This is a genomic window from Sphingomonas rustica (genome assembly GCF_039652585.1).
In the GTDB taxonomy this organism is placed as follows: domain Bacteria; phylum Pseudomonadota; class Alphaproteobacteria; order Sphingomonadales; family Sphingomonadaceae; genus Sphingomonas; species Sphingomonas rustica.
The window spans coordinates 106,637-124,420 of the sequence record NZ_JBDIZK010000013.1; the positions used below are offsets into that span (position 1 = coordinate 106,637).

Consider the following 17,784-nt stretch of genomic DNA (forward strand, 5'->3'; position numbering starts at 1 on the left):
GCATCTCCCTGATCTGTTTATGGTCGCGGATGTAACGGGTTTTGGGCCGGGGTCACAGGGGGCCTTTCCCATGATCCGGTCCGCCGCGGCAATGGTTGCGAAAAAGTCGGAGGCGAATGTCCGAAGCGACATTCGCAGATAACCTACGATAGTGCCAAGTGCCCGTGCGCACTGCCAAATCCCGGCAAGGAGGCGCGCAACCTTGGACCCCTTGCCGTTATTTCGTTTCCAGGAATTCATCGACCCCGACCCTGCCGAACTTGCCTTGCTCGACTCGATCTGCGGGCGGGTCGAGCATCTGCCCGTGCGCGCGTTGCTTCATCGTCAGGGGGATCGCGTCGGTCGGATGTATCTGCTGGTGCGGGGCTGGGTGTCGAGCAACGTTGCGGTGCCGGGCGGCGAGCAGCAGATCGTGAAGATTCATTTGCCCGGCGACCTGCTCGGCACGCCCAGCATCGTCGTGGAGCGCGCCGCGGAAACCTTGACCGCGCTGACGCCGATCAGCGTACGGGCCATCCGCTACGAGGATTTCGGCAGGGTGTTCGGCGAGGCGCCGCGGCTGGGGGCGGTGCTGTTCCTCAGCTCGCAGCTCGAGCGGGTGGCGCTGATGGACCGGTTGACCTCGATCGGGCGGACGCGCGCGATCAGCCGGCTGGCCGCCTTCCTTGTCCAGACCCATGACCGGTTGCGATTGATCGATGCGGATCGTCCGGCGGTGCTCGACCTGCCGCTGACCCAGTCGGAACTGGCGGATCTGCTGGGGATCACGCCGGTGCATATGAACCGCACCTTCCGCGAACTCGACCTGACCGGCTTCATCGCGCGGCGGCGGATGCATATCGAGTTGCGGTCGCTTGGCGACCTGCGCGCGCTGGCGCATCTGGCGGGCCATCGGACGCGGCGCGATCATGGCTGGCTGCAGCGGGCGGGGGCCGCGGCCGCCGCGCCGAGCATCGAGATGACCGAGCCGCGGGGCGGCTGAAGCGGACGACGAACGAAGAAGGGGCCCCGTTTCCCGGGCCCCTTCCGGTCCTGCGTGACGGCAGGCGCGTTAGCGGCAGCGAACCTGGCCGCGATCGATCTGCGAGCCGACGGTGGCGCCCAGGGCGGCGCCGAGCAGCGTGCCGATGGTAGCGTTGCGGCCGTTCGACAGCGCGTTGCCGAACAGGCCGCCGGCGACGCCGCCCACGATCAGGCCGGTCGTGCCGTCGTTGCGGCGGCAATAATAGCGCCCGTCACGGCCGCGATAGATCCGATCGTTCCGGGTCAGGCGGCGCTCGCGATAGTAACGACCGTCGCGATAATAGTCGTCGGCCCAATAGCCGCGCTCGCCGGGAGGCAGGCGGTTATAGTCGTAGTTGCGATAGCGGCGCCAATCGCGGCGCCATTCGCGGTTGCGGTCCTGGCGGGCGTCGCGAATATTCTCGCGATAGTCACGCTGTGCCTCGCGCACGTCGCGGCGGCTGTCGGCGTTGCGCATGTCGCGCCGATATTCGCGCTGTGCCTCTCTGACGTCCTGACGATATTCGCGATTATAGCTCTGTGCCATCGCCGGTACTGCCGGCAGCGTCACCGCGGCGATCGCGGCGGCAAGAAGGATACGCATCTGAACACTCCTCGTCTTCGATAGGGTGCTCAACGTGCCGGATCATATCCCGTTGCGTGAACGCGATACGACGTCGCGTTCACGTCGGGGACAGATGCCGCAGGGGATCAGAGCCGCGAGTCGCCGGGATAGGCGAACAGCAGGTCGCTGCCGACCTCCGCCTGGATTTGAGCGTCGCCCTGAACCGTCACGCAGTCGCCGGCGCGCCACGGGATGCCGTCGACCACCCCTTCGCCCCTGACCGGGATCAGCCAGCCCGTAACGCCGTCGGGCAGGGTGATCGCGCGGTGTCCGCCCGGCCAGCGTTCGAGCACGAATTTCGGGCCCTCGACCAGGATGGTGCGGTCGGCCTCGACCCGGCCGGGCATCGGGTGCGGCTGATAGGGTACCGGGTCCGACACGGCGATGCCCTGGTCCAGATGCAGTTCGCGCGGGCGGCCATAGTCATAGAGCCGATAGGTGGTCTCGCTGTTCTGCTGCACCTCGATCAGCGTGATGCCGGCGCCGATCGCGTGGATCGTGCCGGAGGCGGAGTAGAAGAAGTCGCCCGCCTTTACCGGCTTCCAGTCGAGCAGATGCTCTATCGATCCGTCGAGCGCCGCCTCGCGCAGCTGTTCGCGGCTGATCGGTTCCTTCGTACCTAGCGCGATCGTCGAATCGGGCTCGGCATCGAGGATCACCCAGCACTCATCCTTGCCGCGCGGCAGGCCGGCGGCGTGCGCCTGTTCATCGTTCGGATGGACCTGGACCGACAGCTTCTCGCTGGTGAACAGATATTTGATCAACAGGTCGGGCGTCGCGTCGCCCGGCGTCTGGAACCAGATCTCGCCCACCGGATCCTGGTCCGCGGCGGGATCGGGGAAGCCGGGATACAGGCGCATCCGGCCCCAGGGCTTCTCGACACGGTGGGTAGCGAGCATCGTGGCAGTCACAGATTTCTCCAGGTCAGATCGTCCGGAGGCGAACGCATGCCGCCTCAAAAAGGCCCCGAAAAGGCCGCGCGATTCCAGTTGTTCGCAAAAGAAGCTCTGCTAGGAAAGGCGCCATGCGAATTCCCATGTCCCGTGCGTTTGCCCTGACCGCAACTGCCGCCGTCGCGCTTTCCCTTGCCGGCTGTGCGCGCCCTGGCGGCGGACGGGGCGATACCCCCTATGTCGCGCGCGACGTCGGTACGCTCTACAGCGCGGCGAAGGATCGGCTCGACAAGCATCAGTACAAGCTTGCCGCGGCGCTGTTCGACGAGGTCGAGCGTCAGCATCCCTATTCGGTCTGGGCGCGCCGCGCGCAGCTGATGGGCGCGTTCAGCTATTATCTGGGCGGCGAGTATCAGCAGGCGATCCAGAGCTCGCAGCGCTTCCTGGCGGTGCACCCGGGCAACCGCGATGCGCCCTATGCCTATTATCTGATCGGCATCAGCTATTACGAGCAGATCAGCGACGTCACCCGCGACCAGAAGATCACGCAGCAGGCGCTCGATTCGCTGGGCGAGCTGATCCGCCGCTATCCCAACACCCGCTATGCCGCCGACGCGCGCCTCAAGATCGATCTTGTGCGCGATCACCTGGGCGGCAAGGAAATGGAGATCGGCCGCTTCTATCAGCGTCGCGGCCAGTGGCTGGCGGCGGCGATGCGCTTCCGCACGGTGGTCGAACAATATCAGACGACGACCCATGCGCCCGAGGCGCTGATGCGCCTGACCGAGTCCTATCTCGCGCTCGGCGTGCCGGAAGAGGCCCAGAAGTCGGCCGCCGTCCTTGGCGCCAACTATCCCGGCACCCAGTGGTACGAGCAGGCGTACAAGCTGATGAAGGACAATGAGGACAAGCTGACGGCGACGCCGAAGACGGCCGCCACCGGCAGCTGACCGGGCGGCTGCGGCAGGGACGCGGCCGATCCGATGCATCTTCGATCCGAAGCCATCGTCCTCGCAATACGCGCGCACGGCGAACATGGCGCCATCGTCCGGGCGCTTACCGAAAGCGACGGGTTGCAGCCGGGCTATGTCCGCGGCGGTCGGTCGCGGGCGTTGCGGCCCATTCTCCAGCCGGCGAACCTGATCCTGGGCGACTGGCGCGCGCGGACCGAGGATCAGCTGCCGGGCCTGACCGTCGAGCTCATCCACAGTCGCGCGCCGCTGTTCCGCGAGCCGCTGCCAGCCGCTGCCCTCGACTGGGCGACCGCGCTTACCGCCGCGGCGCTTCCCGACGGCCAGCCCTATCCGCGTCTCCACAGCGCGCTGGACGGGGTGCTCTCGGCCGTCGAGGCTGCGCCCGCCGCCCGGGGCTGGGCAGTGGCGCTGGTTCGGTACGAACTGCTGCTGCTGGCAGATTTGGGGTTCGGCCTCGACCTGGAGCGCTGCGCCGCGACCGGCGCCACGAGCGATCTCGCCTTTGTCAGCCCGCGCAGCGGGAGCGCGGTGAGCGTCGGCGGCGCCTATGGCTATGAGGATCGGCTGTTCCCGCTCCCCGGCTTCCTGACTCAGGGCGGCGCGGCGGAATGGGACGATATCCTGGCGGGCCTGCGCATCACCGGCCATTTCCTCGAACGCGATGTGCTGATCGGCCGGGATGCCGAAGTGCTCGCGGCGCGGTCACGGCTGGTCGACCGGCTGAAGCGGGCGGTTGCCTAACGCCGCGGGATCGGCAAAGGGCGCTCGGGAAATTCACCGCCCCGGTGCGGGGCGGGCAGACGAGTGAAGGAGTGTCGATGACGCTGATCGCTGTGCTGGCCGGAGACGGCATCGGGCCCGAAGTGACCGCGGAGGCGCGGCGCATCCTTGAGGCGGTGAGGCCCGGACTGGACTATCAGGAGGCGCCGGTCGGGGGCGCGGGATATCTCGCGTCGGGCCATCCGCTTCCCGAAGCCACGCTGGATCTGGCGAAGCGGTCCGACGCCGTGCTGTTCGGCGCGATCGGCGATCCGCGCTTCGAGAAGCTGGAGCGCGCGCTTCGCCCCGAGGCGGCGCTGCTTTCGCTGCGGTCCGAACTCGGCCTGTTCGCCAATATCCGCCCGGCAACGATCTTTCCCGCGCTGGCGAGCGAGTCCACGCTGAAGCCCGAGGTGGTCGACGGCCTCGACATCGTCATCGTCCGCGAGCTGACCGGCGACGTCTATTTCGGCGAAAAGGGTCAGCGCACCAATGCGGCCGGCCTTCGCGAGGGCCACGACCTGATGCGCTATGACGAAAGCGAGATCCGCCGCATCGCCACGGTCGGGTTCGAGATGGCGAAGCGCCGCAAGGGCAAGCTGTGCTCGGTCGACAAGGCGAACGTGCTGGAGACCTCGCAGGTCTGGCGCGACGTGGTGACGTCGATGGCGGCGGACTATCCCGACGTTACGCTGACCCACATGTATGTCGACAATGCCGCGATGCAGATGGTGCGGGCGCCGACCCAGTTCGACGTGATCGTCACCGGCAATCTGTTCGGCGACATCCTGTCGGACCAGGCGAGCATGTGCGCCGGATCGATCGGCATGCTGCCCTCGGCCTCGCTGCGCGCCTGGTCGGGCGATACCGGCATGTACGAGCCGATCCACGGATCGGCGCCCGACATTGCCGGGCAGGGCAAGGCCAATCCCTGTGCCGCGATCCTGTCGGCGGCGATGCTGGTCCGCCACTCGCTGGACGACGAGGCATCGGCGCAGCGGATCGAGGCGGCGGTGGCGGCCGCGCTCGACACCGGCGCGCGGACCGCGGACCTGGGCGGCAACCTGTCGACGCGCGAGATGGGCGACGTCGTGATGCGGGCGCTCGTGTGATCCCTGACCGTCTGGAACTCGCAGTCGTCGTCCCGACGTTCAACGAGAGCGCGAACGTCGCCGCGCTGGTTGCGAAGCTGGACCAGGCACTGGCGGGGCGGTCCTGGGAAGCGATCTTCGTCGACGACAACAGTCCCGACGGCACCGCCGATATTGCCCGCGAGCTGGGCCGGTCCGATCCGCGCGTGCGGGTGATCCAGCGGATCGGCCGGCGCGGCCTGTCCTCGGCCTGTATCGAGGGCATGTGCGCCACCGCCGCGCCGGTCGTCGCGGTGATCGACGGCGACATGCAGCATGACGAGACGCTGCTGCCGCGGATGCTCGACGCGCTGGAGGGCGACGAGACGCTGGACGTCGTCGTCGGCTCGCGCTTCGTCGAGGGCGGCGGTACCGGGGAGTGGGACCGCGACCGGGTCGCCAAGTCGGCTTTTGCGACCCGCCTGTCGCGCCGCGTGCTCAAGGCCGATCTCAGCGATCCGATGAGCGGCTTCTTCATGATCCGCACGGGAATCGTGCGCGACCTGGTGCCGACCCTGTCGGCGATCGGGTTCAAGATCCTGCTCGACATCATGACCGCCAGCCCGCGGCCGCTGAAGTTCATCGAGCTCCCCTATGTGTTTCGCACGCGGGAACTGGGCGAGAGCAAGCTCGATCACGTGGTCGCGATGGAATATCTGATCGCGCTGTACGACCGCATGTTCGGCAGGATCATCCCGGTGCGCTTCGCGATGTTCTCGGCGATCGGGGCGCTGGGCGCGGCGGTGCACTTCGTCGTGCTGGCGCTGTCCTTCGGACTCGACTTCATCACCTTCTTCCAGGCGACGATCATTGCCACCGTGGTCGCGATGACGTTCAATTTCTTCCTGAACAATGCGCTGACCTATCGCGAGCAGCGGTTGAAGGGCGCGGCGGCATTGTTCGGAGGCTGGGTGTCCTTCTGTGTCGTGTGCGCAGTGGGCGCGGTCGCCAATATCGGCGTCGCCTCGTTCCTGTTCGACGTCGAGCATGGCGACTGGCGCTTCGCCGCGCTTGCGGGGATCCTGGTGTCGGCGGTGTGGAACTTCGTCCTGTCGTCGCGCTTCGTCTGGGGACGCTATTGAGGTCCGTCACGCCCGCCGAAAGCGGGCGGCGACAGTTGCGTCACAGCCAGCTCCGGAACCACATCCAGCGGTGAAACGCGCTGCCCTCCGACAATGCAGCGCCCGAGATGATCGGATAGAAGTACAGGAACATCACGAAGGACGCGGCAGCGAACCATTCCTCCAGCCCGCGGCGCCGCGCGAACTCGAAGCTGTGGAAGGCGACGGCAAGCGCCAGGCAGATGAACATCGCCGAGAGGTGATAATAATAGAAGAAACCCAGCGACTTGGGGATCACGATATAGATCGCCAGCGACGCGATCCACAGCAGCGCCACTGCCAGCGGCGCGATCTGCCGGGTGCGGAACCAGGACCAGATGCAGGCGAGGATGGCGACCAGGCCGCCCCACAGGATGACCGGATTGCCGACCAGCAGTACGCCGCGCTGCGCGCCGTCGCTGAACTCGTAGAAATACCAGATCGGGCGGATCATCAGCGGCCAGCTCCACCATTGCGACTGATAGGTGTGCGGCGGCAGGATCTGCGTCTGCAGCTCGTACATCTCCCGCTGGAACGGGATCAGCCGGGCGAAGGTCATCGGCTCGACCTCGTAGAAGAAGGCCGGCCAGAAAGTGGCGAGATAGACCGTCACGCTCACCGCGCCCATCGTCAGCAGGCCGGGCAGGGTCCCGATCCCCGGCCAGTGCGCCTGGCCCTGTCCGGCCAGGGTAGAGCCTAGCGGCCTGCGTGCCTTCAGCGTGTCGCGGATCCGGAGCACGACGAACGCCATCCCGGCCAGCGCAACATAGGGGATCGCGGCCCATTTGACGCCTACCGCCAGCCCGAGCAGCACGCTGCCCCCGATCCAGCGAAACCAGGCCGAGCGCGAGTCGGGCGCGCGCGCGGACCAGAGCAGGACCACCAGCGCCCACAGCAGGAACGCCCCCAGGAACACGTCCAGCATCGCGATTCGCGCCTGGATGAAGAGGATCTGGTTCAGCATCAGCAGGACGGCGGCGACGACGGCCGGGCGCATCGCGCGGAGCAGCAGGAGGACGAACGCATAGCCGGCAACGACACTGGCGGTGCCGGCCAGCGTCGCGATGATCCGCCAGCCCAGGGTGTTGTCGCCGAACAGCCAGATGCCCAGCGCGATCAGCTGCTTGCCGAGCAACGGATGCTCGATATTGCGCGGGATCGTCAGCGACATCAGCGTCTTCGCCGCAGGGACGTAATGCATCTCGTCGAAATAGGGGGTGATCGGACGGCCGAGATTCACCATGAACAGGATCTGGGCGACGACCGCGATCAGCAGGCCGACGGTGAAGGGGCGGTCGGCAAGTGCCTTTGAGAGCGCGGCGGGCATGGCTCGTTTCGATAGCGGATGATTTCGCTTGCGTCATGCCGGGGCATGACTTTCTTGACGCAAGGCGTCCGCCGGACGCAAAGCGTGCGCCATGAAGCGTCATACCGGACAGGACCGTAGCGTCACCCAGAACTGGAAACCCGCAACCCAGGCGGTCCGCGGCGGCACCATGCGTTCCGAATGGGGGGAGACCAGCGAGGCGATCTTCCTGACCTCGGGCTATGCCTATGACTGCGCAGGCGACGCCGCCGCGCGATTTGCCGGCGAGCAGACAGGCATGACCTACTCGCGGCTCCAGAATCCCACGACCGAGATGCTGGAGCATCGTATCGCCCTGCTCGAGGGGGCCGAGGCGTGCCGGACGATGGCGAGCGGCATGGCGGCGATGACCGCCGCGCTGCTGTGCCAGCTCCAGACCGGCGACCATCTGGTCGGCGGCCGCGCCGCCTTCGGCTCGTGCCGCTGGCTGACGGACACACTGCTGCCCAAGTTCGGAATCGAGACGACCGTCGTCGACGCCCGCGATCCGCAGCAGTTCGTCGATGCCGTCCGCCCCAACACCAAGGTGTTCTTCTTCGAGACGCCGGCCAACCCGACGATGGACGTGGTCGATCTGCGCGCGGTGTGCGGCATCGCGAGGGAGCGCGGCATCACCACGGTGGTCGACAATGCCTTCGCCACGCCCGCACTCCAGCGGCCGATGGACTATGGCGCGGACGTCGTCGCCTATTCCGCGACCAAGATGATGGACGGCCAGGGCCGGGTGCTTGCCGGTGCCGTCTGCGGAACCGAGGATTTCGTCACCAACACGCTGCTTCCCTTCACCCGCAATACCGGTCCGACCCTCAGTGCGTTCAACGCCTGGGTGGTGCTGAAGGGGCTGGAGACGCTGGACCTGCGGATCAAGCGGCAGAGTGAGAACGCGCTGAAGGTCGGGCGCTTCCTCGAAGGCCGCGTCCCGCGGGTGAATTTCCCGGGCCTGCCCAGCCATGTGCAGCATGAGCTGGCCATGTCGCAGATGGCGATGGCCGGGCCGATCTTCTCGCTGCAGCTCGACGGCGGGCGCAGCCAGGCGCACGGGCTGCTCGATGCGCTCACCCTGATCGACATCTCGAACAATATCGGCGATTCTCGATCGCTGATGACCCACCCGTCCTCGACGACGCACAGCGGGGTCGCGGAGGACAAGCGGATCGAGATGGGCGTGACCGAAGGTATGCTCCGGCTGAATGTCGGCCTGGAGGATCCCGAGGACCTGATCGCCGATCTCGATCAGGCATTGCGGGCGGTCGGCCTATGATGAAGGCACTGTTCGCGAGCGAGGCGACGACGCGCGACATCATCGTCCGCGTCGCGGTGTCCTATCTGCCCGAACAGTCCGAGCCGCAGCGCGGTCGCTGGTTCTGGTCCTATCATATCCGGATCGAGAATGAGGGGCCGCAGGCGGTCCGGCTGCTGACCCGTCACTGGATCATCACCGATGGCCGCGGCGCCCGTCACTCGGTCGAGGGTGAGGGCGTGGTTGGCGAACAGCCTCTGATCGCGCCGGGCGCGAGCTTCGACTATGTCTCGGGCTGCCCGCTGGCCACGCCCTCCGGCAGCATGCAGGGCAGCTACCGCATGATCGGCGAGGACGGCGAGGGCTTCGACGTGGCGATCCCCAAATTCGCGTTGCTCGCCCCCGCGGTGATCGGGTGAGGGTGCGTCAGGCCGATAGCAACCCGCCCCCGGCCCCTCCCTTCCAGGGAGGGGAGGACGAAACATCGCGTCCTGCGGGTCCCCCTCCTTGGAAGGGAGGGGTTAGGGGTGGGTCGGCTTGCGGTTTCGCGCTGACCTCGAACCCGAGCCGGACCAACCCGATCCCGTCCTCTCCTTCCCAACGAGGAAGCCTCGTCGCGCCAGCCAAGGCGCGCGCAGTTCGCGCCGGAGCCGTTGCATGAAGCGCACCCATCTTCCCCTCAACGGTCTGCGCGTGCTCGACGCGGCTGCGCGGCATCTGTCCTTCACCCGCGCGGCCGACGAACTGGCCGTGACTCCGGCCGCGGTCGGGCAGCAGATCCGGGCACTGGAGGATACGCTGGGCGTCGTCCTGTTCCGCCGCACCACCAAGGGGCTGGAACTGACGCCGGAAGGCGAGTCCGGCCTCGCCGCCCTGCGCGCCGCGTTCCTTCAGTTCGAGGAATCGGTGCGGGCGATGCAGGCGGGCCAGTCGTCCAAGTCACTGACCATCGCCGCCCCGCGCGACCTGACCGCCAAATGGCTGATGCCGCGCCTGGCTGAGATCGCCCGCACCGATGGCGAGGTCCGCTTCGTCTTGGTCTCGGCCGACGACACGATCGACTTTACCGAAGCCAATCTCGACCTAGCGATCCGCTGGGGCGAGGGGCCCGGCGAGCATGAGGGCGAGGCGCTGGAAAGCGAGGGCATGGTCACGGTCGAGCGACCGGGCGGCGGGGTCGATACCAAGATCGCCTGGCCGGGATGCCTGGCCGAGGATGCCGGCTCTCTCGTCCGGGTCGGTGATGCCGGGCTGGCGCTCGATGCCGCCGCAGCGGGCCTGGGGCGCGCAACCGTGCCGGAACTGCTCGCACGCGGCGATCTCGCCGAGGGTAAGGTCGTGGCGGTCGGCGAGGCGCGTAGCTCGCGGCTGGGCTATTGGCTCGTCGCGCCGCTGCCGCAGTGGCGCCAGAAGAAAGTGAAGACGCTGGTGGACGCGCTGGCGTCGTGATCCTGCCGGTGCTGGAGACCGCGCGGCTGCGGCTGCGCGGTATCGGCCCCGAGGATGCCGAGGCGCTGCACCCGGCGATGACCGACGACGCGCTGATGACCTGGTGGTCCAGCGCGCCGCATACGGACCTGGCGCAGACCCGCGACTATCTGACCTATGCGCCCGCGACCGACGGCATGCGGAGCTGGGCGATCACCCGGGCGGAGGATGACCGGGCGATCGGCTGGGTGACGGTGATCCACAAGCGCGCCGGCGTCAGCGAGGTCGGCTATCTGCTCGCGCGCGAGCATTGGGGCGCAGGCATGATGGCCGAGGCCGTCAGCCGCGTGCTCGACCTGCTGTTCCGTGAAGAAGGGCAGCGCCGGGTCTTTGCCGATACCGATCCGGACAATCTTGGTTCCCGCACATTGCTCGAGCGGCTTGGCTTCAAGCTGGAAGGTGTGCTGCGTGCCGAATGGGAAACGCATATCGGCGTGCGCGACACGACCCTGTACGGGCTGCTGCGGGACGAGTGGCTGAACCGATAGGGCCTCTGGCCTTCCGGATCTCGCGCGCATCTTGTCGATATCGTCAGCTTTTGACGCCGACCTCTTTTCGTTCGGGGCAAAGAGCGGCTAGCAAGGGACGAATCAAAGATAAGACATTCGGAGAGATCATGCCCCTGCGTCCGTGGCGGCGTCGCCGCCCCAGTTGCGTCCTCGCTCCCCAGGAACCCGCGCCCGCCGTCGGATGCGCGCGGTGAGCATGTCTCCGCCCGATCTCAAGGATCCCGTCGCGCGGGCCGCCTATCATCGTGAACTGACCGGCGTTGCCGCCGGGATGCGTCGCATCGGTCTGATGCTTGCCCTGGCAGGTACGGCGGTCGCGCTGGTACGCCTGGCGGCGATGCCAGACCTGCCCGCCTGGTTGCCGGCCTCGATCACGGGAGTCGGCATCATGACGATGATCGCCGCGCTCGCCGCGCGCCGCCGCTATCACCTGCTGCGGACGCGCGGGCAGGGCTGAACGCGGTTCAGGGCTGGGGCGCCGCCAGCTCGGCGGCCCGGCCGACCAACCCGGCGAAGCGGACATCCTCGACCGGTGCGGCCGGGTTGTTCCAGCTCGAGCTCAACGCGTACCAGCTGCCGTCCTTGCCTTCGAGCAGCAGCGTCATGTGCATCACCCCGGGTTCGGACCCGCCCTTATATCCTGCCCATTTCCACTTCGCGGCCGCGGGCTGGGGAATGCCGGGGTTCAGCCCAAGGATCGCCCGGACTTCCGCGCCCGGACCGGCCGCGCTGTTGCGGCGCAGCCAGTCCATTACCCGGATCAGGTCCGTTGGCGTCGCGAACCATTCCAGCTGCTCGATCCGCACCGGCTTGCCGTCGCGAAACAAGGTTGGGGAGATCGCCGCGATCGGCGTGCGCGCCACCTCGCCGTCCAGAAACTGCCGACGGCCGGCCGGGTCCAGCGCCAAATAGCGATCGGCTAGGCCCGGCACCCCCTTCAGCTTGAAGATTTCCAGCGTCCCCGGAAACGGAGTCATGCCCTTGGGATCGGCGATACCGACCACGGCCAGCATCGCTTCGACCCGGTCGCGGCCAAGATGTTTAAGCAGGATATCGGTCGCGCTGTTGTCGCTGATCGAGATCATCTTCTGCGCCAGTTCGCGAAGCGTCACCTTCGTGCCGGCCGGAACATTCATATATTGACCCCCCGGGAGCGGGCCGCCGTCTAGCGTGACCATATCGCCCCAGCGCCGCTCGCCAGCATTCACCGCCCGCACCAGTTCCGCCAGGATCACCAGCTTGAACGCCGATCCGATCGCTAAGGGCGTGTCGCCATGGTCGGCTAGCAGCATTTGAGGGGCGCCGTCGGCCAGCCGGGCAAGCGCAAATCCGGTTCGGCCGGGCAATGCGGCGATCGCGGCGCGCACCGATCCCATGTCCGCGACGCGTGGGGTCAGGCCGCTGAACAGCAATCCGTCGACCTGATGCGGCTCGGTCGCGGCGACGCTGATCCGCACCGTGCCAATCGCGTCGCGAAACCCGATCGTGACATCCGCAACCCAAGGGGTGCGCGGCGTGATCGATTCGATGCGGATCATCGGACCCGCAGTGGCCGCGATCTGGGCGTTGATCTGGGCAAACTTCTCCTTGGGAATCTGGGAGCGGAAGGCAGGCGCGAAATAGGCGTCATAATCGCCCTTGCCCGCCAGGATTTGTGCCAGCTCACCGATCCTCGCCTCGAGCGGGGCCGACGCCTCGACCGCCGGGCTGACCTGAGGCGGCGTCTGGGCGAGCGCCGCCAGCGGCGCGGCAAAGGCGATGGTGCAGGCGAGCAGGCGGGTCAGCATCGAGAGTCCCCCGGAATGGCGCTTCGATCCTAGCTCAAGAAAATATGATATCAACATTATTCGCCGCGGCGATCCTGCTTGCCGATGCACAGGCAGTCGCTAGGCTGCACGACCATGAACCAGCGCGAGTGGTGGCGCGGCGCCGTCATTTACCAGATCTATCCGCGCAGCTTCGCGGATTCCAATGGCGACGGGGTAGGGGATCTGGCCGGGATTACCGGGCATCTCGGCCATGTCGCGTCGCTGGGCGTCGATGCGATCTGGCTGTCCCCCTTCTTCCGGTCGCCGATGGCGGACTTCGGATATGATATCTGCGACTATCGCGACGTCGACCCGCTGTTCGGCACGCTTGCCGAGTTCGACGCTCTGGTGCTGCGCGCGCACGAACTCGGGCTGAAGGTCATCATCGACCAGGTCTATTCGCACAGCAGCAGCGAGCATCCCTGGTTCGTGGAGAGCCGCGCGAGCCGGGACAATGTGCGTGCCGACTGGTATGTCTGGGCGGACCCGAGACCGGACGGCAGCCCGCCCAACAACTGGCAATCGGTGTTCGGCGGCCCCGCATGGACGTGGGACGCGCGGCGCGGCCAATATTATCTGCACAATTTCCTGGCCAGCCAGCCCGACCTGAATTTCCATCATCCCGAAGTGGTGGAGGCGGCGCTGGATACCGCGCGCTTCTGGCTGGACCGCGGCGTGGACGGGTTTCGCCTCGATGCGATCAACTTCGCGGTCCATGATCTCCAGCTTCGCGACAATCCGCCAGCGCCGGGGGACGGTCGCCTGCGAACCCGCACGGCGGATTTCCAGCAGCCCGTCTTCAACCGCAACCGCCCCGAAGTCGCCGGCTTTCTCGAACGGCTGCGGTCGCTGACCGACCATCATGGCGGGCGCTTCACCGTCGCCGAGGTGGTGGGGCATGGTCCCGAGCGCGAGATGCACGACTATACCGCGCCGGGGCGGCTCAGCAGCGCCTATGGCTTCAACTTCCTCTACGCCGACCGCCTGACGCCTGCGCTGGTGCGGGATGCGATCGGCAAATGGCCGGGCGGCGAAGACGAGGGCTGGCCGAGCTGGGCATTCGAGAATCACGATGCGCCGCGGGCGGTGTCGCGATGGGCCGATCCGCTGCACCGCGCGGCATTCGCGCGGATGAAGCTGTTGCTGCTGCTGAGCTTGCGCGGCAACGCATTCCTCTACCAGGGCGAGGAGCTGGGCCTGACCCAGGTCGAGATCGGATTTGAGGATCTGCAGGATCCCGAAGCGATCGCGAACTGGCCGTCGACGCTGGGCCGGGACGGTGCCCGCACCCCGATTCCCTGGCGAGCCGACGCGCCGGGTGGCGGGTTTACCACCGGCCGGCCGTGGTTGCCGCTGGGGCCCGATCACCTCGCGCTGGCGGTCGACCGCCAGGACCGCGATTCGCACTCGCTGCTGAACCTCACCCGCCGCCTGATCGCGCTGCGCCGCGACCTGCCGGCGCTGATCGAGGGATCGATGACGATCCGCGATGCCGGCGAGGCGCGGCTGGTGTTCGAGCGCGATCACCTGACCTGCGCCTTCAATCTGGGCGCCGATCCGATCGAATGGCATGGATCGGGCAAGCTGGTCGTCGAAGTGAACGGCGCCAGCGCGACGCAGCTGCCGGGCTACGGAGCGATCATCCTCGACCGCGCGGTCTGATCCCTCTCACCATCGCGAGCCGGCGACCCCCCCCGGGGGGCAATTTCACACCGAACGAGAGCTGAACGGACGTGCAGGTGATTGACGGGCGACGGCGTCCGGTCCACGATGAAAGGGAAGGATCGGCCGGGGGGACCAGTGGCCGGGATTTGCAGGGAGGCACCATGTCCGAAGAATTCGCTCCGTCGCGCCGTCAGTTCTTTGTCGCCGGCGCAGTCGCTGCCGCCGCGCTGCCGGGGGCCTCTTCGGTGACCTCCCTCTTCGCGGACAAGCCGTTCGACATGCAGGACCTCGCCGAGTGGAAGTCGCATGTGGGCAAGCAGTTCTTCCTGAACGACCAGACGCAGATGACCCTCGTCGCGGTCAAGGGAGGCCAGAAGCAGCCTGCGGTCGGCCAGAAGCGGCGGCATAATTTCACCGCAGTGTTCGAGACGGATCGCCAGGTCGAGTCCGACGGATTGTATCGTGTCGCGCACGCCGAACTGGGTCATGCCCAGCTCTATCTGCAGCCGGGCGTAAGCACGCGGGGTGCGCCGACGATGCGCGCGACGTTCAGCTGAACCATCGCAAGACGCTGGCGCGGATCACCGCCAATCAATAGGGCTCGTGCCGAGAGGCGCGGGCCCTTTGCGCTTTCCGGGAGCGATCAGATGAGCGGCTGGACGATCGGGATCATTGGCGGTTCGGGACTCTATGACGTCGACGGGATCGAGGACGGTGCCTGGGTGTCGGTCGAAAGTCCCTGGGGGGCGCCGTCGGACGCGTGTTTCACCGGGCGCGTGGGCCATGCGCGCGTCGTGTTCCTGCCGCGGCACGGCCGCGGGCACCGGATCAGCCCGACGGATCTGAACCCGCGGGCGAATATCGATATCCTCAAGCGGCTGGGCGTCACCGACGTACTGGCGGTCTCGTCGGTCGGATCGCTGGTGGAGGACCGGCCGCCGGGCAGCTTCACCATCGCCGATCAGTTCATCGACCGGACCAAGGGGCGACCGTCATCCTTCTTCGGCACCGGCCTGGTCGCGCATGTCTCGATGGCCGATCCGGTCTGTCCGCGTCTCTCCGCACTGGCAGCCGAATCGGCGCGCGTCGCCGGGGCGCAGGTGGATGAGGGCGGCACCTATCTGGCGATGGAAGGGCCGCAATTCTCGACCTGCGCGGAGAGCCATCTCTATCGCAGCTGGGGCTGCCAGATCATCGGCATGACCGCCATGCCCGAGGCCAAGCTCGCGCGCGAGGCCGAGCTTCCCTATGCGCTGGTGGGCATGGTCACCGACTATGATTGCTGGCGCGAGGAGGAGGCGGCGGTCGACGTCGCCCAGGTGATCGCCCAGCTCTCGTCCAATGCGGCCAAGGCGCGGGCGATGGTCATGCACCTGTTGCGCAACCTGCCCGAACGGCGCGATCCGTCGCCGATCGACACCTGTCTCGATACCGCGCTGATCACCGCCCCGTCGGCGCGCGATCCGGCGCTGCTGGCGAAGCTCGACGCGGTTGCGGGCCGGGCGCTGCTCTAGCGCCCGGCGCTCACGCCCGGTTTACTTGCAGACCAGGGCGATCAGCTTCGCGTCATTCTCCAGCTTCGGATCGACTTTCTCGACCTTGGCCTCGCTGTCGGGAATCGGGATATTCTGGACGGCGCCGTCCTTCACCACGCGGGCAGCGCGGGGGACGACCGTGTTCGCCTTGCAGTCGAGCACCATGTCCAGCATCGCTTCGCCCTTTCCTTCCATCGCAACCCTCATGGTGAAGAAGCGGCCGGCGCCCTCGGGGCGGATCGACGCCTTGTCGACCGACACGGTGCCTTCGGCGGATTGTTCGAGCACGACCCAGTTCGCCGTGGGGGCAGCCTGGGCAGTCAGCAACAGGGCAAGGGACGTCAGCAACATGGGAACTCTCCTATGGACCGGTCGGATGCGAGCGGTCCTTCGATGGAACTGGAACAGAACGGAAGCGGGCGCGGTCCCATCGGCCTGGTGCCGGTCAGCCGCCGCATGCGAGACGCAGGACCGCTGCTTCGCCGGGATCCGAGGTGCGGATCGGCTCGGCCTTTCCGGTTTCGGTGGGCGTCGGCATCGTGCGCAGGACCACGCCATTCTCGACTTCGCGTCCGGCAACCGGCTCGAATGTCTTGGCGGTGCAATCGATGACCAGGTCGAGATGCCTTTCGACGGTGTTGTCGGTAGTGATCTTGACCGTCAGGCTCCGCCGGTTGCGCTCGCCGCGGATGGATCGCGTGTCGACGAACATCCGGTCCTTGTCCCGGGTGGCGACCTGCTGCCAGTCCGACGGGACTGCCTGGCCGGGGAAGAGAAGAGCGAGGATCAGAAACAAACAGGCCTCCATTCGAGACGCTTATCGGTGACAGACGAATCTGTGGCACGGATCGTTCCCGCAACCATCACTGCGGCCGCGACGCGGCGCGGAGAACGGATGACTGGCATGAGCCGTCCACCGCGCTGACTGCTTACCGGACACAGACGAGCTTGAGCACCGGATCGTTCGCCGGGTCCGGGATCAGTTCGATCCGTCGCTGTGTCTGGGGGATGGTCCGTTCGGCAACCTGCTTGCCGTCCTGAAACAGTCGACCCGACCGGACGCTGGTCGATCTGGCGGCGCAGTCGATCTCCACTTCCATCTCGAACACGCGTGGATCCCCCGGCTTCACCAGCTTGCTGCGATAGATGCGGAGCGATCCCTCGCTGCGGATCGAGCGGGTGTCGACGAACAGCGATCCGTCCTGGTCGCTATCGACCTGCTGCCATTGCTGCTGGAAGGGGGCCATCGCGATCAGAAGGGCAAGGGGGAGGAGCATGCGTCAATCCTGCCTGGGAGGATAACAGGTCCGGGCAACGGCGGTGCGCCGCGCCGATCTGACCGGGGTCACTTGCCGCATGCCGTCGCGAGCATCTTCTTGGCCAATGGGTCGGTCGGGGCGACCCGTTCCGCACCGGGCTCGTAATCCTGGCTGCTCGTCGTGCCGTTCTTGGTGAGTTCGGTATGGCGGGGCTCGATCCATCCTTGGGTGCAATCGGCGACTGCATCGATCACGCCATTTTCCTCGGGGGACACCAGTCGGATGCGGAAGCTTCGCTCGGTGCCGTTGGCCTGGATGCTGGCGCGATCCAGCGAGATCGTCGAGCCGTTCTCATCGTCCAGGACGACCCAATCTTCCGTAGCGATCGGTGTAGCGGTCAACAAAAGCGCGGCGATGAACAGCGGCATCAT

21 protein-coding genes are annotated in these 17,784 nt (G+C 66.9%); 13 read left to right on the forward strand and 8 right to left on the reverse strand.

Annotated features, from left to right (window positions below; translation table 11 throughout):
• The first annotated feature begins 211 nt into the window (after positions 1-211).
• Positions 212-982 carry a Crp/Fnr family transcriptional regulator gene (locus TPR58_RS19435; protein WP_346248411.1) on the forward strand — a complete coding sequence of 257 codons (771 nt, stop codon included), beginning with the start codon at positions 212-214 and terminating at the stop codon, positions 980-982.
• A gap of 69 nt (positions 983-1,051) precedes the next feature.
• On the opposite strand, the gene TPR58_RS19440 is transcribed toward TPR58_RS19435, so the two are convergent.
• Together TPR58_RS19440 and TPR58_RS19445 are read right to left on the reverse strand one after the other, a co-directional pair.
• Positions 1,052-1,606, reverse strand: a complete 555-nt coding sequence (locus tag TPR58_RS19440; RefSeq protein WP_346248412.1) for a glycine zipper 2TM domain-containing protein — start codon at positions 1,604-1,606, stop codon at positions 1,052-1,054.
• Between the two features lie 107 nt (positions 1,607-1,713).
• Positions 1,714-2,538 carry a class I mannose-6-phosphate isomerase gene (locus TPR58_RS19445; protein WP_346248413.1) on the reverse strand — a complete coding sequence of 275 codons (825 nt, stop codon included), beginning with the start codon at positions 2,536-2,538 and terminating at the stop codon, positions 1,714-1,716.
• A 113-nt stretch (positions 2,539-2,651) separates the two neighbouring features.
• Between TPR58_RS19445 and TPR58_RS19450 the strand changes: the two genes are divergently transcribed.
• From TPR58_RS19450 to TPR58_RS19465, 4 genes are all read left to right on the forward strand, one after another.
• A complete protein-coding gene (locus TPR58_RS19450; RefSeq protein ID WP_346248414.1) occupies positions 2,652-3,470 on the forward strand; it encodes an outer membrane protein assembly factor BamD in 819 nt (272 codons plus the stop codon).
• 33 nt (positions 3,471-3,503) lie between these two features.
• On the forward strand, positions 3,504-4,235 hold the full coding sequence (gene recO, locus TPR58_RS19455; RefSeq protein ID WP_346248415.1) for a DNA repair protein RecO: 732 nt from the start codon (positions 3,504-3,506) through the stop codon (positions 4,233-4,235).
• Between the two features lie 77 nt (positions 4,236-4,312).
• Positions 4,313-5,365 (forward strand): 3-isopropylmalate dehydrogenase, encoded by a 1,053-nt coding sequence (leuB, locus tag TPR58_RS19460; RefSeq protein WP_346248416.1) that lies wholly within the window; start codon positions 4,313-4,315, stop codon positions 5,363-5,365.
• Positions 5,362-6,465, forward strand: coding sequence for a glycosyltransferase family 2 protein (locus TPR58_RS19465; RefSeq protein WP_428835738.1), 1,104 nt, complete (start codon positions 5,362-5,364; stop codon positions 6,463-6,465). The genes leuB and TPR58_RS19465 overlap by 4 nt, the downstream gene beginning before the upstream one ends.
• Before the next feature lie 40 nt (positions 6,466-6,505).
• Here TPR58_RS19465 and TPR58_RS19470 read toward each other — a convergent pair whose 3' ends face one another.
• A complete protein-coding gene (locus TPR58_RS19470) occupies positions 6,506-7,810 on the reverse strand; it encodes a phospholipid carrier-dependent glycosyltransferase (protein ID WP_346248417.1) in 1,305 nt (434 codons plus the stop codon).
• Positions 7,811-7,901: 91 nt separating this feature from the next.
• Here TPR58_RS19470 and TPR58_RS19475 point away from each other — a divergent pair, with 91 nt between their 5' ends.
• The 5 genes from TPR58_RS19475 (at position 7,902) to TPR58_RS19495 (ending at position 11,543) form a co-directional block, all read left to right on the forward strand.
• Positions 7,902-9,110, forward strand: a complete 1,209-nt coding sequence (locus TPR58_RS19475; protein ID WP_346248418.1) for a trans-sulfuration enzyme family protein — start codon at positions 7,902-7,904, stop codon at positions 9,108-9,110.
• The gene (apaG, locus tag TPR58_RS19480) at positions 9,110-9,508 is read left to right on the forward strand and encodes a Co2+/Mg2+ efflux protein ApaG (protein ID WP_346248485.1); all 399 of its coding nucleotides are present in this window, start codon (positions 9,110-9,112) and stop codon (positions 9,506-9,508) included. The genes TPR58_RS19475 and apaG overlap by 1 nt, the downstream gene beginning before the upstream one ends.
• A 238-nt stretch (positions 9,509-9,746) precedes the next feature.
• On the forward strand, positions 9,747-10,538 hold the full coding sequence (locus tag TPR58_RS19485) for a LysR family transcriptional regulator (protein WP_346248419.1): 792 nt from the start codon (positions 9,747-9,749) through the stop codon (positions 10,536-10,538).
• Positions 10,535-11,065, forward strand: a complete 531-nt coding sequence (locus TPR58_RS19490; RefSeq protein ID WP_428835739.1) for a GNAT family N-acetyltransferase — start codon at positions 10,535-10,537, stop codon at positions 11,063-11,065. Before TPR58_RS19485 ends, TPR58_RS19490 begins: the two co-directional genes overlap by 4 nt.
• 211 nt (positions 11,066-11,276) lie before the next feature.
• Positions 11,277-11,543 (forward strand): hypothetical protein, encoded by a 267-nt coding sequence (locus TPR58_RS19495; RefSeq protein WP_346248420.1) that lies wholly within the window; start codon positions 11,277-11,279, stop codon positions 11,541-11,543.
• A gap of 7 nt (positions 11,544-11,550) precedes the next feature.
• Here the strand turns inward: TPR58_RS19495 and TPR58_RS19500 are convergent, their stop codons facing one another.
• Positions 11,551-12,873 (reverse strand): serine hydrolase, encoded by a 1,323-nt coding sequence (locus TPR58_RS19500; RefSeq protein WP_346248421.1) that lies wholly within the window; start codon positions 12,871-12,873, stop codon positions 11,551-11,553.
• A gap of 114 nt (positions 12,874-12,987) precedes the next feature.
• Between TPR58_RS19500 and TPR58_RS19505 the strand changes: the two genes are divergently transcribed.
• From TPR58_RS19505 to mtnP, 3 genes are all read left to right on the forward strand, one after another.
• The gene (locus tag TPR58_RS19505) at positions 12,988-14,556 is read left to right on the forward strand and encodes an alpha-amylase family glycosyl hydrolase (RefSeq protein ID WP_346248422.1); all 1,569 of its coding nucleotides are present in this window, start codon (positions 12,988-12,990) and stop codon (positions 14,554-14,556) included.
• 164 nt (positions 14,557-14,720) lie between these two features.
• Entirely contained in the window at positions 14,721-15,116 is a 396-nt protein-coding gene (locus TPR58_RS19510; RefSeq protein WP_346248423.1) for a DUF6916 family protein, read from the forward strand.
• Between the two features lie 90 nt (positions 15,117-15,206).
• Positions 15,207-16,073 (forward strand): S-methyl-5'-thioadenosine phosphorylase, encoded by an 867-nt coding sequence (gene mtnP, locus TPR58_RS19515; protein WP_346248425.1) that lies wholly within the window; start codon positions 15,207-15,209, stop codon positions 16,071-16,073.
• A gap of 21 nt (positions 16,074-16,094) precedes the next feature.
• On the opposite strand, the gene TPR58_RS19520 is transcribed toward mtnP, so the two are convergent.
• The 4 genes from TPR58_RS19520 to TPR58_RS19535 form a co-directional block, all read right to left on the reverse strand.
• On the reverse strand, positions 16,095-16,445 hold the full coding sequence (locus tag TPR58_RS19520; protein WP_346248427.1) for a hypothetical protein: 351 nt from the start codon (positions 16,443-16,445) through the stop codon (positions 16,095-16,097).
• A 94-nt stretch (positions 16,446-16,539) separates the two neighbouring features.
• A complete protein-coding gene (locus TPR58_RS19525) occupies positions 16,540-16,890 on the reverse strand; it encodes a hypothetical protein (protein ID WP_346248428.1) in 351 nt (116 codons plus the stop codon).
• A gap of 133 nt (positions 16,891-17,023) precedes the next feature.
• On the reverse strand, positions 17,024-17,371 hold the full coding sequence (locus TPR58_RS19530; protein WP_346248430.1) for a surface-adhesin E family protein: 348 nt from the start codon (positions 17,369-17,371) through the stop codon (positions 17,024-17,026).
• A gap of 68 nt (positions 17,372-17,439) precedes the next feature.
• Positions 17,440-17,781 carry a hypothetical protein gene (locus TPR58_RS19535; RefSeq protein WP_346248431.1) on the reverse strand — a complete coding sequence of 114 codons (342 nt, stop codon included), beginning with the start codon at positions 17,779-17,781 and terminating at the stop codon, positions 17,440-17,442.
• Positions 17,782-17,784: the final 3 nt, after the last annotated feature.